Consider the following 14,962-nt stretch of genomic DNA (forward strand, 5'->3'; position numbering starts at 1 on the left):
CCACAGGCAAGCCTCTTCGCCGGTTTACTCCGCGGTCTTACCGGCGGCGCTGCTGGCGTCGGCGCTGTTCGTCGTCCGTACGAATTGGCACAGGTTGCAGAGGCGGTTCGATCAAACCGAGTGCAACACCCAAGTCGTGCAGCCAGTTTTGGATTTTCTCTTTCATGGTGCCCCCTTCAGGGTAGTGCCGAGCGACCGGAATTCTGAGGCCGCTTCGCACTGATAATAGTCCGAAGTCCTACGCAATGCTCATCAAAAGTCGCAATGATCTGTTACTGAATTGAACAAAATACCTGACCGTTCGTTCAAGCAATCGCCTGGGCCTCAACGTGTGCCCACGGATAGACCGTCTGCTGCTGCTCAATCCACGCATTCAAATTGGCCCCGACCATGCCCTTGCGCCACATCAGCCACGTCGTCGCGCGGGCGAACGGATCAGCCAGCGGGTGCGCCGCGACACTCTCACGGCCCGGCAGGCTGGCGAGCATCGACTCCGACATTAACGCCACGCCCGAGCCGGCAATCACGCACGCAAGCATTCCCGGATAGGATTCGATCTCCATCGCCCGGCCCATCGCAGCATGGTCGTGGGCGAACCAGGCCTCCAGGCGCATGCGGTAGGAACAGCCCTGGCGGAACGTGAACACCGAGCGCCCTTCCACATCCAGCGCGCTGCGCACCGGCGGGTGATCGGCTTCCGTGATCAGCACCAGCCGTTCGTCGCACAAGGGCACGCCGTCCAGCCCCGCCAGCTCCAGCGGTCCGTCCACCAGCGCTGCATCCAGCCGGCCGGTGAGCAGGCCTTCAAGCAATTCACCGCTCGGCCCGGATTGCACTTGCAGGTTTACCGCCGGGTAGGTGCGGTGATAACCCGCCAACAATTGCGGCAGATGAATCGCCGCCGTGCTGTACATGGTGCCCAAAACGAAGTCCCCGGCCGGTTGCCCGCCCTGCACGGCCGCACTGGCTTCGTCATGTAGGGCGAACAGCTTGGCGGTGTAGTCCAGCAGGACTTTTCCTGCAGGCGACAATTGCAACCGCTGACGCTCGCGGACGAACAGTTCTACGCCGAGTTGCTCCTCAAGTTGTTTAAGACGCGTCGACAGGTTGGACGGCACCCGATGCAATCGCTCGGCGGCGCGGGTGATCGACCCCTCTTGTGCCACGGCCTGGAAGATCCGCAATTGACTGAACTCCACGATCTTCTCCAAATCAGAACAAGTTACTCACTATTATTCATTTTAAAAGAAAGTCAATCAGTCCTAGCCTGACGGTCATTGATCCTTTGCCGGAACTCAGACTATGTCTCCGCTGATTCGCTTAACCGCCAGTTTTATCGCCCTGATGATGGCCATGGGCATCGGGCGCTTCGCCCTCACCCCGCAAATGCCGCACCTGCTCAGTGAAGGTCAGATCGACCTGACCGCGGCGGGCCTGATTGCCGCGGCCAATTACCTGGGCTACTTCGTCGGCGCGCTGGATGCGATGTTCTCGCGCAAGCCGGCGCAAGTCCGTCAGCGCTTGCTGGGCGGGTTGTGGCTCTGTGTGCTGCTGACCCTGGCGTCGTTCTGGGCCAACGGGTTCTGGTCCCATCTGCTGCTGCGCTTTGGCACCGGCGTGGCCAGTGCCTGGGTGCTGGTGATGATCACCGCGCTGAGCCAGCCATTGGCGGCAGCGGCCGGTCGTCCACGGTTGGGCGCCCTGGTCTTTGCCGGGCCGGGACTGGGGATTTTTCTCACGGGGTTATTGGCGTTGGGTTCGAACCTGCTGGGGCAGACTTCCGCGACGCTGTGGCTGGTGTATGCCGGCGTAGCGCTGGTGATGTTGCTGGGAATTCTGCCGTTCTTGCCACAACCCGCGGCAACGGTGGCGGCCGCCCCCGTCGCCTCCACATCGAACAATCAGGGCATCGCTCGACTGGGGGTGATCTATGGCTTGTATGGTCTGGGTTACATCATCCCCGCCACGTTCCTCTCACAAATGGCCAACGCGCAGTTTCATGGGCAATGGCAGGCCGACCTGTTCTGGCCGTGCTTCGGTCTGGCGTCGGCTGTCGGAGTGCTGCTTGTGAGCCTGCGTCGCCCCTCGCCAAATGGCACACGCCATTGGCTGATGATCACGTTGTGGCTGCAAGCCGTCGGGGTCTTCGCCTGCCTGTTGGGCAGCGGAACGGGTCTGGCGTTGGGCGTGCTGCTGTGTGGCACGCCGTTTCTGGCCTGCATGCAACTGGTGATGCAACGCTCCCGCGAACTGGCGCCCCACGCCACCCAGCGCAACGCTGGCCTGCTGACTGCGTGCTTCGCCGTGGGCCAGCTCGCCGGGCCGTTGCTGGCCGCCCTGAGCAGCCATTTCAGTGGCGGTTTGCAGCCCGCTCTCGTCGTTGCCGGCGGCGGATTACTGATCGCCGGCGGCCTGCTGCTGCGCCCGGTCAGTACTGCCCGAGGGCTTTGCGTAAACGACGGCGCACCCACTGCTCAGCGCTGACAAAGGTGATGCCGAGCAAGACCAGCACGGCGCCGATGACGAAATTGAGGCTCAGTTCTTCGCCCAACAGCACCACGCCGAACGTGACGCCGAACAGCGGCGTCATGAATGAGAACACCGCCAGGTTTGCCGCCAGATAACGCCGCAATAGCCAGAACCATGTCAGGTAACTGAAGAACGACACCACCAATCCCTGGAACAGCACGCTGGCCACCGCGACGGTGGTCAGGCTGACGTGAGTAACCTGGCCGCTGAGAATCGCGATCAGCATCAGGCCGACGAAACCGACGATCAATTGATAGAACAAGGTCAGCGTCACCGGTGCCTCCGACAGCCGAGAAGCGCGCACCACCACCGTGGTTGCCCCCCACGCTGCACCGGCCAGCACGCCCAGCGCATCGCCCAGCAACATGCGGTGATCGAGGTTATCCCAGGACACGCCACCGGCAAACGCGATGGCGATCCCGATAAAGGCGAGGAGAATTCCCAGCCACTGAACCGGCCTCAAACGCTCACTCGGCAGCAACCAATGCACGCCTAACGCGGTGAAAATCGGTGCGGTATAGAGGAACACCGACATGTGCGCGGCCGTCGTCAGTTGCAGGCCTTCAGAGATGAAAAAGAATTCCAGACCGAACAGCGCACCGGCCAGCAAACCGCCGCGCCAGGTCGCACCGACCTGATCCCAGCCGCCCTTCCAGCAGATCAGCAAGCCGACGAGCAATGCGGACATGCCCGACCGCCCCGCCGCCTGCATGACTGGCGCGATGTCCGGCGCCGCCCACTTGATCATCACCTGCTGCACGCCCCAGATCAGGCACAACCCGATCATCACCTGCAGGGCAAACCCGTCGGCGCTACGCCGGCTGGCGCTCACCGTGACACCTCGACAACACAATCCATGGCAGAAACCCGGTAGTCAAAAAACAAAGCCCGGCACGGGGCCGGGGCTTTTCATTACGGTTGGTGCAGGGTCAGCTTAGTTCAATGCGATCCGCATGAATGACGATCTGGCCATTCTTGTACAACGCACCGATGGCTTTCTTGAAGTTGCCCTTGCTGACGCCAAACATGCTGGTGATCACCGTCGGGTCGCTCTTGTCGCTGACCGGCAGGCTGCCGTTGTTTTCACGCAACTTGGCGAGAATCTTCGAGTTGAGGCTGGTGGCGGCTTCTTCGCCCACCGGTTGCAGGCTCAGGCTGATCTTGCCGTCGGCACGGACTTCCTTGATAAAGCCCTTCTCTTCTTTGCCGGCGCGCATGAACTTGAAGATTTCATTCTTGTGGATCAGGCCCCAGTGCTTGTTGTTGATGATTGCCTTGAAGCCCATGTCGGTCGCTTCGGCCACCAGCAAATCAACTTCCTGGCCCGGTGTGTAGCTGGCCGGGGACTTGTCCAGGTAGCGGTCCAGACGTGCGGTCGCAGTGATGCGACGGGTGTGCTTGTCGAGGTAGACATGCACCACCACATACTCACCGGCGGTCATCTGGCGTTTTTCTTCGGAGTACGGCAGCAGCAGGTCCTTCGGCAGACCCCAATCCAGGAACACGCCGATGCTGTTGACTTCAACGACTTTCAAACTGGCGAATTCACCGACCTGAACTTTCGGCTTTTCGGTAGTTGCGATGAGTTTGTCATCGCTGTCCAGATAAACAAAAACGTTGAGCCAGTCTTCATCTTCGCTTGGAATATCTTTGGGGATATAACGATTAGGCAAGAGGATTTCGCCGTCCGCCCCACCGTCCAGATATAAACCGAAGTTAGTGTGTTTAACCACTTGCAAACTGTTGTAACGCCCGACTAAAGCCATTTCAAATACCCTCATTACGTGGGCGGCATTCTACCCGGTTTTGCGGGTAACGTTCGGCGGCCGGCCCGGTGGCGGGCGAAAATACTGCGCAATCCCTGATTTCCCTGAGGGGTTGACCCGCAAGGCTTCGCCACTCGTCAGCCCGATGAGGCGGTTTTGTCGCCTGCCAACCCGCCCGAACCCGGGTCTTTTTCATCAACGTTCTTAGTTAAAACAGCGTGTTAGCGACCTATTTCAGATAATGCCCCGAGATAAATACCGGCCCTGCGCTGTGTATTTTGAGGGGATATTAGCCAAGCAATTGTCAAGTATTTCCTGTACGATGCCTGGCCAAGTTAATTTTCTACAGGTTAATGGCCGCCATGCGTGTAAAAGCATCCAACAGCAAAGCAAAGCCAGCTCCAGCCGTTGAAACCAGCGAATCGATCAACAACCAGATTGCTGCGTTCCTCAAGTCCGGTGGTGAAATCCAGCAAATTGCCAAAGGCGTCAGCGGCCAGACGTTCGGCCCGTCCAAGCAGATCACGCTCGGCAAGAAGTAATACCCTGCTTTAACTGGTCCCAAAGCGCTTTGAGCTTCGAAGCGCTTGGACTGGAACCCTCCCGCGACACCCCGCCAACCCCATCAAAATTTCAAAAATCGACGAACGGCCCTCAATGCCGCGCATTCGCCGGTATCCTTGCACACGTCTAGAACAAGCGTTTCAGTAGGCTTTCGATCCCTGCTCCTCGCTGTCAATGGAGTGACGCATGCTCAAACCCTCCCTTCTGTTGCTCTGCATGCTGCTGGTATGTCCGCTCGCCAGCGCGCAAATCTTCCAGCGTGAGCTGGGCGACTTCGATCTCAAGCTTGGCACCACGCCCAGCCGCAGCATGGCCCAGGGGCTGGTCAAACCCTCCAGCACCGGTTCATTCCATGGTGGCCTCGACCTGACCCACGACAGTGGCTTCTACGTCGGCCAATGGGCACCGAGCATGGGGTTGAGCCCGGGCAAGAACCTTGAAGTCGATTCCTACGCGGGATTCAAACAACCCTTCGATCAAACCCTCGGCTACGAAGTCGGCATGATCCACTACAGCTATCCAAAAGTGGACACCCTCGACAGCCAGGAACTCTTCGGTGGCCTGACCCTGCTCGGCAGCCGCTTTGGTGCAGCCTTCAGCAACGACCCGGACAAACTGAACAAAACAGTGTTCGCCGACCTTGGTGGCAATCAACCGTTCGGCATCGGGATCAGCATGAAGTACACCACGCACCAGCTCTACACCCCGGTGTCGGTCGACGGTGGGTATGTCGGCAGCTTTACCGACTGGTCGGTGCAACTTTCCCGGCCCTTCATGGGCATCGACCTGGACCTGATCTACAGTGATTCAAACCTCAGTGGCAGCGACTGCTCGGCCTATTCCGGGCACAACAGCCAATGCGACGGGCTGGTCACCCTCAAGGCTGAACATTCGTTTTATTGAACGGCTGAACTGCCGGGTTCATCCTGCGTTCACATAAGAACCTACGCTTTCGCAAGGACCCGCCCATGTCGCGCTGGTTACTACGCTTCGCTGCCCTGATCATCCTGAGCCTTGTCCTCGGCGCGTGCAGCCGGATGGGCCTGGCCTACCGCAACCTCGACGTGATCATTCCATGGACGCTCAGTGACTACCTGGACATGAACGGCGAGCAAAAAGGCTGGTTCAACGAGCGCCTCAAAGAGCACCTGAGCTGGCATTGCACTACACAACTGCCGGGTTACCTGGATTGGCTGGACCGCTTGCAGACCATGGTCGAAACCAACCAGGTCACCGACGCCGCCCTGCAAACCCGCACCCAGGAAGCCAAAGCCGCCATCGCCCAGACCGCCCGGGAAATCACCCCGTCGGCCGTCGAGTTGCTGCAGGGGCTGGACGACAAACAAGTCGCGGAAATGAACGACGCTTTCGCCAAAGACCAGCGTAAACGGCAGGAGGAATACCTCAAGCCCTCCCTTGATCAGCAGATCAAGCAACGCGCCGAACGCATGGAGAAACGACTGGATGACTGGCTCGGCCCGCTGAGCCCCACCCAGCAGCAACGGGTGGTCAGTTGGTCGAAGGCCTTGGGTGACCAGAACACCCAATGGATCGCCAACCGCGCGCATTGGCAGACGCAGTTCAGCGCGGCCGTTGCCCAGCGCCATAGTCCAGAATTCCCCCAAAGAATCGAGACGCTTCTGGTTAATCGCGAGAGCTTGTGGACGCCAGCCTATCGTCAGGCTTACGCCAATACGGAGGCTCAGGCGCGTGGGTTGATTGTGGATTTGATGGCCGAGAGCACGCCGGTCCAGCGTCAGCGGTTGTTGAAGAAAATCGAAGGTGTGCGCAAAGACTTCAACGATCTCAAATGCCTAAAAGCAGCCAAACAATCCTAAACCGCACGCATTTTCCCTGTGGGAGCGAGCCTGCTCGCGAAAGCGTTGTATCAGTCGACATAATCGTGACCTGACACACCGCATTCGCGAGCAGGCTCGCTCCCACAGGGTTATGCGCAGTCTTCAGGCAATCTGCGCTTTAGACGCCACGTGATCAAACGTCACTTCATCCAGCGCATCTTCCTGCTCATCCAACACCTGGCGCGGATGGTCATTCCCCGGAATGCTGCTGTCGATCAGGCTCAACAAACTGGAGCCGCGCGGCGTCAGAATGTAATTCGAGCCGCTACCGCCCTGATCCTCGGGCCGCGGTTCGATGTAGCCACGCGCCAGCAGCAGCTTTTCGTACTCACCCGCCACCGCTTTCAAGTGATCGAGGTTTTCCGTCTGCTCGCCTTCCGCCGTTTTCTCCGCCACGTACTGCTCGGCATAGGGCCGTGGCGTGAAGCTACTGTCACCCTTTTGCACTTCGTGCAGCAAGCGTTCAATCAAATCCCAGTTATAAGTCGTCATCCTGATTCAACCTCCAGACCGCGTGATTGTGATGGCCTTCTTAAGTTGTGACCGGCACCGCACGCAGCCGTTCAGCCGAGGCGCTGAACAGCACTGACCGGCGGTATGTCGAATCCGGCACAGGTCAAACGACTAGGCTGTGTAAGTCACCTCCCCGCCCCCCGCAGGAGAAAGCCAATGAACATTCAGAATCATCCCGTCGTGTCCCGCGAAGAATGGCTCGCCGCGCGCAAACAACACCTGGCCCACGAAAAAGCCTTCACCAAGGAACGCGACAAACTCAGCGCCGAACGCCGCGCCCTGCCCTGGGTGAAAATCGACAAGGACTACCACTTCCAAGGCCCGCACGGCGAACTGAAACTGGCCGATCTGTTTGGCGGCCGCAGCCAACTGGTGATCTACCACTTCATGTTCGCCGCTGGATGGGACGAAGGCTGCCCCGGCTGCTCGTTCCTCTCCGACCACATCGACGGCGCCAACCAGCATCTGGCGCACCATGACATCGCCGTCGTGGCGGTTTCCCACGCACCGTTCGCCGAATTCCAGGCCTTCAAGCGACGCATGGGCTGGAAATTCGATTGGGTGTCGTCAGAAGGCTGCGATTTCAACTATGACTTCGGCGTCTCCGCCCGGGCCGAAGAGGTCGCCGCCGGCAAAGCCACCTACAACTACGAAAAAACCGACGGTGCCGAAGAAGAACTCCCAGGCTTGAGCGTGTTTTATCGCAATGAAGCCGGCGATATTTTCCACACCTATTCCACTTATGCGCGAGGACTGGACATGCTGGTCGGGGCCTACAATTACCTCGACCTGACGCCAAAGGGCCGCAATGAAGAGGAAATCATGGAATGGGTGCGGCATCACGACCGCTATGAAGAAAAGGCCGCCGCCAGCTGCTGCCATGGGGGGCTAACCTCTTAGGCCGAGTCGCGGCCATCGCAGGCAAGCCAGCTCCCACATTGGATTTGCGTACGCCACCAATCCCCTGTGGGAGCGAGCCTGCTCGCGAAGAGGCCCGCCCAGTCAACGTCCACTGAACGAACCAGACGCCAAGGCCCCAGACATGAACGTCACCCTGAAAACCCTCCCCCCAGCCCGCGTCGCCTACCTGCGCTACACCGGCCCCTACGGCCCGGAAATCGGCACCTTCTGGCGCGAAACCGTCGCCCCGTGGATGATCGAAAACAACCTCCTCAACCGCGTACGCTACGGCATCGGCCACGACGACCCAAGCACCACACCACCGCAATACTGCCGCTACGACGCCTGCGTCGAAGTGCCCGCCGACTTCGAACCGAAATACCCGTTCGCCGTCACTCATCTGCCCGGCGGCCGCTACGCCGTCGCCCACTTCAAAGGCCCGGCCAGTGAAATCCCGGGGGCTTGGGGTGAACTGTGCGGACAGTGGATGACGCAAAGCGGATTGGCCTACGACCAGCGTCCGGGGTTTGAACGTTACCCGGTGGAGGCGTCCTATGATGAGAACAGCGGCGTGTTGGAAATGGACATGTGCATTGCCGTGAAGGACAAGTAACACCCAACACTCTTCGTTCAACGAGCTGAACTTTTCCCGGGCTTCAACCCTCAACCGGTTAACCCGCCTTAACCGGAACTGAGGCTCACTTATGAAAACCCTGCTGAAAATAACCCTCGCCACCACCCTCACCTGCGCCCTCCCCGCTTGGGCCTGCACCCCAGAGGAAGCCACCGCCAAGCGCGAGCAACTGGCGCAGGAAGTGGCCAAGCTCACCGAGCAGAATCCGGCCAAAGCCAAAGAGATCAATGCCGAGCTGCAGAAGATGGACCTGGGCACAGCCGCCAAGGATTTGCCGGACAAGTGCCAGCTGATTGATCAGCGATTGAAAGAATTGCAGACGGCGGACAAGAAAGCCGAGAGCTGATCAAGCGACAAATCCCGCGCATAAAAAAACCGGACATCTGTCCGGTTTTTTTTGGGTCACGACAACGGCTTATTCAGCCGCTGGCGCTTCCGGCTTGCGGCGCTTGAGCGGCGCCATGCCGTCCTTGCTGACCAGCGACAGGGCGTCGGTCTTCGGGCGGTTGGCAATTTTGCGCTTGGTCGGTGCCTTGGCACCGGTTTTCTTCTTGTCGCCTTTGGCGTCGACTTTTTTCTTCTTCACGCCGACGGCTTTGCCCGAGGCCTTGACCTTTTTCGGTCCGCCGTAGGTGCCTTTGACTTCCTTGATGGTGCGGCGCTCGAAGCTCTGCTTGAGGTAGCGCTCGACGCTCGACATCAGGTTCCAGTCGCCGTGGCAGATCAGCGAGATCGCCAGGCCTTCGTTGCCGGCACGGCCGGTGCGACCGATACGGTGAACGTATTCGTCGCCGCTGCGTGGCATGTCGAAGTTGATCACCAGGTCCAGGCCATCCACGTCCAGGCCGCGTGCGGCGACGTCGGTGGCGACGAGGATTTTCACGCCGCCCTGCTTCAGGCGGTCGATGGCCAGTTTGCGGTCTTTCTGGTCTTTGTCGCCGTGCAGCACGAACGCTTTGTATTCCTGCGCCACCAGACGACCGTAGATGCGGTCGGCCATGGCCCGGGTGTTGGTGAACACGATGGCCTTCTGATAGGTCTCGTTAGCCAACAGCCAGTTGAGGATCTGCTCTTTATGCACGTTGTGGTCAGCGGTGATGATCTGCTGACGAGTGGTCGCGTTCAGGTCGCTGACGTTGTTGACCTGCAGGTGTTCAGGGTTGTTCAGCACCTTGGCCACCATGTCGCGCAGGCCCGAACCGCCGGTGGTGGCGGAGAACAGCATGGTCTGCTGGCGGTTGGTGCATTCGGCTACCAGACGCTGTACGTCGTCGGCAAAGCCCATGTCGAGCATGCGGTCGGCTTCGTCGAGGACCAGTACTTCAACTTCTTTCAAGTCGAGGTTGCCGGCGTTCAGTTGCTCGATCATCCGGCCCGGCGTACCGATCAGGATGTCCGGCACCTTGCGCAGCATGGCGGCCTGGACCTTGAAGTCTTCACCGCCGGTGATCAGGCCGGACTTGATGAACGTGAATTGCGCAAAGCGCTCGACTTCCTTGATGGTCTGCTGGGCCAGCTCGCGGGTCGGCAGCAGGATCAGGGTCTTGATGCTGACGCGGACTTTCGCCGGGCCGATCAGACGGTTGAGGATCGGCAAGACGAATGCAGCGGTTTTGCCGCTACCGGTTTGCGCAGTCACCCGCAGGTCACGCCCTTGGAGCGCCAGCGGAATAGCCGCTGCTTGCACTGGCGTTGGCTCGACAAATTTAAGCTCGGCCACGGCTTTGAGCAGGCGTTCGTGCAGGGCGAATTGGGAAAACACGGGTGCTACCTCGAAGAAATACAAAAAAACAGCTGCATAGGGTAACGGTTTCGAGCGCTCAGGCCGAGTTTCTTTACGAAAACGACGATAAACAGTGGCTTTTTGTTGCCTGATTTGTCTTCAAACGTCATCCAAACCCTCTTAAATGCTCTAATCGCCCGATCGCGTCCTTCAGGAGAATCGTTTTAGCCCATGGATATCAAACAGCTCTGGCTCAACGCCCAAGACCTCTGGGGTGCCCTCGATCAGCACCCACTCCTGCATTCAAGCCTGGCGCTGATGCTGTTGCTGGTCATTGCACTGGTCCTCGGACGAGTGGCGCGCTTCCTCATTCTTCACGCGACCAAAATGCTCGGCCGCCAACCGGCGCTGCACTGGATCAACGACTTCCGGCACAACAAAGTCTTTCATCGCCTCGCGCAGATCACACCGTCGCTGGTGATTCAGTTCGGCTTGCACCTGGTGCCGGAGCTGAGCAAGGCCAGCCTGAATTTCCTTGGCAATGTGGCGCTGGCGTTCACCATTCTGTTCCTGCTGCTGGCGATCAGCGCCCTGCTCAGCGCCTTGCTGGACATCTACGCGCGCACCGAACACGCCCGCACACGCTCGATCAAGGGCTACGTGCAACTGACAAAAATGGTCTTGTACGTGCTGGGTGCGATTGTCATCGTCTCCACCCTGATCGACCGTTCGCCGCTGTTGCTGCTGTCGGGTCTGGGCGCCATGTCGGCGGTGATTATTCTGGTCTACAAGGACACCCTGCTGTCGTTCGTAGCCAGCGTGCAACTGACCAGCAACGACATGCTGCGGGTAGGCGACTGGATCGAGATGCCGCAGGTCGGCGCCGACGGTGACGTGGTCGACATCACGTTGCACACGGTGAAGGTGCAGAACTTCGACAAGACAATTGTTTCGATCCCGACCTGGCGCCTGATGTCCGAGTCGTTCAAGAACTGGCGCGGCATGCAGCAATCCGGCGGTCGACGGATCAAGCGCAGCCTGTTCATCGATGCCAGCGGCGTGCGTTTCATCCGCGATGACGAAGAGCAGAAGTTGTCGCAGGTGCATCTGCTGACCGATTACATCGGTCGCAAGCAGGCCGAACTCAAGGCCTGGAATGCCGCGCAGGGCAATGTGGCGGCCATGTCCGCCAATCGTCGGCGGATGACCAACATCGGGACCTTCCGCGCGTATGCATTGGCGTATTTGAAGAGTCACCCGGAGATTCAGCCCGGCATGACCTGCATGGTGCGGCAGATGCAGACCACCGCGCAGGGCATTCCGCTGGAAATCTACTGCTTCACCAGCACCACGGCGTGGGCGGATTACGAGCGGATTCAGGGGGATATTTTCGATTACCTGCTGGCGGTGCTGCCGGAGTTCGGGTTGAGTCTTTATCAGCAGCCGAGTGGTGGGGATTTGCGAGCGGGCTTGTTGCCGGCGATGCTGGGCGCAAGCCACATTCCCGACGCCGAAAAACACATCATGTAAATACGACAAAACCCAATGTGGGAGTGGGCTTGCTCGCGAAGGCGGTGTATCAGTCAAAGTAGATGTCAACTGACACTTCGCCTTCGCGAGCAAGCCCGCTCCCACAGGGGTTTGCATCGTTTTTGAGGTTGGCGGGTTACTTGACCTGCCGCTGCGGTGCCTTGTGCACCATGGTGTAAGCGTAATCCACGCCCATGCCATACGCGCCGCTGTGTTCCAGCACCAACTCCATCACCGCTTCGTAAGTGTCTTTGTGTGCCCAGTCACGTTGGTACTCAAGCAGCACTTGTTGCCAGGTGACCGGTACTGCACCCGCCTGAATCATCCGCTGCACCGACATGTCGTGTGCTTCCTTGGTGGTGCCGCCAGAGGCGTCGGTGACGATGTACACCTCGTAGCCTTCCGCCAGCGCTTCCAGTGCCGGGAACGTCAGGCAGACCTCGGTCCACAGCGCGGCAATGATCAGCTTCTTGCGGCCGGTGGCTTTCACCGCATCAACCAGCGCCTTGTCTTCCCACGAGTTCATCGAAGTGCGCTCGATCGGCTTTTGCTCCGGGTGAACCGCCAGCAATTCCGGCCAGATGTAACCGCTGAAGCTTTCAGTTTCCACCGAGGTGTAGATGGTCGGCACGTTGAAGATCTTGGCCGCCTTGGCCAGGCCTACGGTGTTGTTCTTCAGCGTTTGACGGTCGATCGACTGCACGCCGAACGCCATTTGTGGCTGGTGGTCGATCAGGATCAGGGCGGAGTTGGTTGGGTTGAGCAGTTCACGAATAGACATGGCGCGTTCCTTTTGATGTCGATTTTCAAAGTGAGTAATGGGTGAGTCGACGTTGCCGTCAGCGGCGTTGTCGTCGGCTTGGATGTCACTTTAGGGGCTGGCATAGAAAGGGACAATTCCCTAAAATCGAGAATCATTGATTCTAAAATAGGGACAATCATGGATCGCATCGAATGCATGCGCGCCTTTGTCGTCACGGTCGGCGAGAACGGTTTCGCCGCGGCTGCTCGGGCAATGGATGTGCCGCGATCAAAAGTCAGTAAACAGATTCAGGCGCTGGAGGAAGCCATCGGCGTGCAATTGCTGCAGCGCACCACGCGCAGCCTGCACTTGACCGAGGCCGGCGCCGAATACTTCGACGCAGCACGCGAAGTGCTGGCATCGCTGGATGAGGCCGAACAGCGTGCGCGTAACGGCATTGGCGAGTTGCGCGGGGTGTTGCGGGTCAACGCGCCGATGTCATTTGGCTTACGCCGACTGGGGCCACTGATCCCGCTGTTTCATGAGCAGCACCCGAACATCGAGTTGCAACTGGTGCTCAGCGACCAGCAGGTGGATCCGGTGCGCGGGGGGTTCGACGTGACCATCCGTATTGCCAGCCTGCCGGATTCGACGATGATCGCCCGGCAGCTGGCGCCGGCCCCACGCATCATGGTGGCGTCACCGGCGTATCTGGCACGCGCCGGTATACCGCAGACTCCGCAAGACTTGCGCGCCCATCAGTGCCTCAACTACGGGTACCTGCAAAGTGGCGTCAGCCTGCAACTGTGCAACGGCAAGGAGACTCAACGGGTCAACGTGACCGGCCCGTTGCACGCCAACAACGGCGACTTGCTCGCTCAGGCTGCCGAAGCCGGCATGGGCATCGCCCTGTTGCCCAACTTCATTGTCGAGGATGCGCTGGCGGCTGGCCGCCTGATGCCGGTGATGTGTGAATGGCAGGCACCCGCGATCACGATTAATGCGGTGTACCCTTCGGCACGTCGGGTCCCGCAAAAGACCCGGACGTTTATTGAGTTTCTGGTGGAGCAGTTATCGGAGAAATAGCGCACATCCCCTGTGGGAGCGGGCTTGCTCGCGAAGGCGGCGCGTCAGGCAACATTCCTGGCGACTGGCACACCGCTTTCGCGAGCAAGCCCGCTCCCACAAGGTTCAGTGTGCGATGGCGGGTTTGCGGATACCCAACCGACTGATCCACACCGCCATCAGAATCACCGACCCACCGAGAAACAACCGCCCCAGCTCCTCATGCTGATTCCAGATCAGCAAATTGATCAGCAACCCCACCGGCACATGGAGGTTGTTCATCACCGCCAGCGTCCCGCCGTTCACCATGCACGCGCCCTTGTTCCACCAATACAGACCCAGCGCGGTCGAGACCAGGCCGAGGAACACCAGCACGCCCCATTGCAGCGGCGCTTCGGGCAGGAAGTTCTGCTTGCCAAACAGCAGAAATGCCGGCAATGCCACGGCCAATGCACCGAGGTAGAAGTAGCCAAAACGCCGGTAATGCGGCAGATCGCTCGGGTATCGCGCCACCAGATGCTTATAAAGCACTTGCCCGGCGGCGTAGGTGAAGTTGGCCAGTTGCAGCAGCAGGAAGCCCATGAAGAAATCCGGGTTGATCCGGTCGTAGCGAATCACCGCCGCGCCCATCACCGCCACCAGTGCAGCGATCAATGCCCACGGATTGAAACGCCGGTTCAGCGCGTCTTCGATCAAGGTCACGTGCAACGGCGTGAGGATGGTGAACAGCAACACTTCCGGCACCGTCAGCACCCGGAAGCTCAGGTACAGGCACACATACGTCACGCCGAACTGCAATGCGCCGATCAACAGCATGCCGCGCATGAACGCCGGTTCCACCGAACGCCAGCGCGTCAGCGGGATGAACACCAGCCCGGCCAGTACCACGCGCACCAGCACCGCGAAATAACTGTCGACGTGACCGGCCAGGTATTCGCCGATCAAACTGAAGGAAAACGCCTGGATCAGCGTGACAAAAAGTAGATAGCCCATGCTCGCCTCGTTTTGAATGGCGGCGACGATAGCGGGTTTTGCCGTTTATCGCGAACACAGGCCAACGCACAAAACCATTGTGGGAGCGAGCCTGCTCGCGAAAGCGGTGTGTCAGTTAAGGGCGATATTGGCTGACACGACGCC

The 14,962-nt window shown here is 59.4% G+C and carries 17 protein-coding genes; 9 read left to right on the top strand and 8 right to left on the bottom strand.

Going from position 1 to position 14,962, the window contains the following annotated elements; genetic code table 11:
- Nucleotides 1-37 precede the first annotated feature (37 nt).
- Together AC07N8_RS09555 and ptrR are read right to left on the bottom strand one after the other, a co-directional pair.
- Nucleotides 38-166: a PA1414 family protein gene (locus tag AC07N8_RS09555; RefSeq protein WP_007914492.1), complete on the bottom strand. Its 129-nt coding sequence runs from the start codon at nt 164-166 to the stop codon at nt 38-40.
- A gap of 139 nt (nt 167-305) precedes the next feature.
- Nucleotides 306-1,199 carry a putrescine utilization regulator PtrR gene (gene ptrR / locus AC07N8_RS09560; RefSeq protein WP_483840695.1) on the bottom strand — a complete coding sequence of 298 codons (894 nt, stop codon included), beginning with the start codon at nt 1,197-1,199 and terminating at the stop codon, nt 306-308.
- A 103-nt stretch (nt 1,200-1,302) separates the two neighbouring features.
- Here ptrR and AC07N8_RS09565 point away from each other — a divergent pair, with 103 nt between their 5' ends.
- A complete protein-coding gene (locus tag AC07N8_RS09565; RefSeq protein WP_493143234.1) occupies nt 1,303-2,484 on the top strand; it encodes an MFS transporter in 1,182 nt (393 codons plus the stop codon).
- Here AC07N8_RS09565 and AC07N8_RS09570 read toward each other — a convergent pair.
- Together AC07N8_RS09570 and AC07N8_RS09575 are read right to left on the bottom strand one after the other, a co-directional pair.
- Complete coding sequence (locus tag AC07N8_RS09570) at nt 2,429-3,361, bottom strand: DMT family transporter (RefSeq protein ID WP_483840693.1); 933 nt, start codon at nt 3,359-3,361, stop codon at nt 2,429-2,431. The two genes, AC07N8_RS09565 and AC07N8_RS09570, sit on opposite strands and share 56 nt — an antisense overlap.
- Before the next feature lie 97 nt (nt 3,362-3,458).
- Nucleotides 3,459-4,295 carry a CvfB family protein gene (locus AC07N8_RS09575; RefSeq protein WP_123433967.1) on the bottom strand — a complete coding sequence of 279 codons (837 nt, stop codon included), beginning with the start codon at nt 4,293-4,295 and terminating at the stop codon, nt 3,459-3,461.
- A 353-nt stretch (nt 4,296-4,648) separates the two neighbouring features.
- Here AC07N8_RS09575 and AC07N8_RS09580 point away from each other — a divergent pair, with 353 nt between their 5' ends.
- The 3 genes from AC07N8_RS09580 (at nt 4,649) to AC07N8_RS09590 (ending at nt 6,697) form a co-directional block, all read left to right on the top strand.
- Nucleotides 4,649-4,837: a PFL_1563 family small protein gene (locus AC07N8_RS09580; RefSeq protein ID WP_017337097.1), complete on the top strand. Its 189-nt coding sequence runs from the start codon at nt 4,649-4,651 to the stop codon at nt 4,835-4,837.
- A gap of 208 nt (nt 4,838-5,045) precedes the next feature.
- The gene (locus tag AC07N8_RS09585; protein WP_493143236.1) at nt 5,046-5,762 is read left to right on the top strand and encodes a TorF family putative porin; all 717 of its coding nucleotides are present in this window, start codon (nt 5,046-5,048) and stop codon (nt 5,760-5,762) included.
- Between the two features lie 65 nt (nt 5,763-5,827).
- Nucleotides 5,828-6,697, top strand: coding sequence for a DUF6279 family lipoprotein (locus tag AC07N8_RS09590; protein WP_493143238.1), 870 nt, complete (start codon nt 5,828-5,830; stop codon nt 6,695-6,697).
- Nucleotides 6,698-6,820: 123 nt separating this feature from the next.
- On the opposite strand, the gene AC07N8_RS09595 is transcribed toward AC07N8_RS09590, so the two are convergent.
- On the bottom strand, nt 6,821-7,210 hold the full coding sequence (locus AC07N8_RS09595) for a transcriptional regulator (protein ID WP_493143239.1): 390 nt from the start codon (nt 7,208-7,210) through the stop codon (nt 6,821-6,823).
- A gap of 177 nt (nt 7,211-7,387) precedes the next feature.
- Between AC07N8_RS09595 and AC07N8_RS09600 the strand changes: the two genes are divergently transcribed.
- The 3 genes from AC07N8_RS09600 to AC07N8_RS09610 all read left to right on the top strand — a co-directional run bounded on the left by AC07N8_RS09600 (nt 7,388) and on the right by AC07N8_RS09610 (nt 9,111).
- Nucleotides 7,388-8,131 (top strand): DUF899 domain-containing protein, encoded by a 744-nt coding sequence (locus AC07N8_RS09600; protein ID WP_493143241.1) that lies wholly within the window; start codon nt 7,388-7,390, stop codon nt 8,129-8,131.
- Between the two features lie 142 nt (nt 8,132-8,273).
- Nucleotides 8,274-8,744 (top strand): AraC family transcriptional regulator, encoded by a 471-nt coding sequence (locus AC07N8_RS09605; RefSeq protein ID WP_493143243.1) that lies wholly within the window; start codon nt 8,274-8,276, stop codon nt 8,742-8,744.
- 91 nt (nt 8,745-8,835) lie between these two features.
- A complete protein-coding gene (locus tag AC07N8_RS09610) occupies nt 8,836-9,111 on the top strand; it encodes a hypothetical protein (protein WP_493143245.1) in 276 nt (91 codons plus the stop codon).
- A gap of 69 nt (nt 9,112-9,180) precedes the next feature.
- Here the strand turns inward: AC07N8_RS09610 and AC07N8_RS09615 are convergent, their stop codons facing one another.
- A complete protein-coding gene (locus AC07N8_RS09615) occupies nt 9,181-10,527 on the bottom strand; it encodes a DEAD/DEAH box helicase (protein WP_140672284.1) in 1,347 nt (448 codons plus the stop codon).
- Between the two features lie 192 nt (nt 10,528-10,719).
- Here AC07N8_RS09615 and AC07N8_RS09620 point away from each other — a divergent pair, with 192 nt between their 5' ends.
- On the top strand, nt 10,720-12,018 hold the full coding sequence (locus AC07N8_RS09620; protein WP_483840687.1) for a mechanosensitive ion channel family protein: 1,299 nt from the start codon (nt 10,720-10,722) through the stop codon (nt 12,016-12,018).
- Nucleotides 12,019-12,154: 136 nt separating this feature from the next.
- Here the strand turns inward: AC07N8_RS09620 and AC07N8_RS09625 are convergent, their stop codons facing one another.
- Nucleotides 12,155-12,799, bottom strand: coding sequence for a hydrolase (locus AC07N8_RS09625; RefSeq protein ID WP_027925826.1), 645 nt, complete (start codon nt 12,797-12,799; stop codon nt 12,155-12,157).
- Between the two features lie 159 nt (nt 12,800-12,958).
- Between AC07N8_RS09625 and AC07N8_RS09630 the strand changes: the two genes are divergently transcribed.
- On the top strand, nt 12,959-13,846 hold the full coding sequence (locus AC07N8_RS09630; RefSeq protein ID WP_493143248.1) for a LysR family transcriptional regulator: 888 nt from the start codon (nt 12,959-12,961) through the stop codon (nt 13,844-13,846).
- A 105-nt stretch (nt 13,847-13,951) separates the two neighbouring features.
- Here AC07N8_RS09630 and AC07N8_RS09635 read toward each other — a convergent pair whose 3' ends face one another.
- Nucleotides 13,952-14,818, bottom strand: coding sequence for a carboxylate/amino acid/amine transporter (locus tag AC07N8_RS09635; RefSeq protein WP_493143250.1), 867 nt, complete (start codon nt 14,816-14,818; stop codon nt 13,952-13,954).
- Nucleotides 14,819-14,962 lie beyond the last annotated feature (144 nt).

Source organism: Pseudomonas sp. GW821-FHT10C09 (assembly GCF_059415465.1).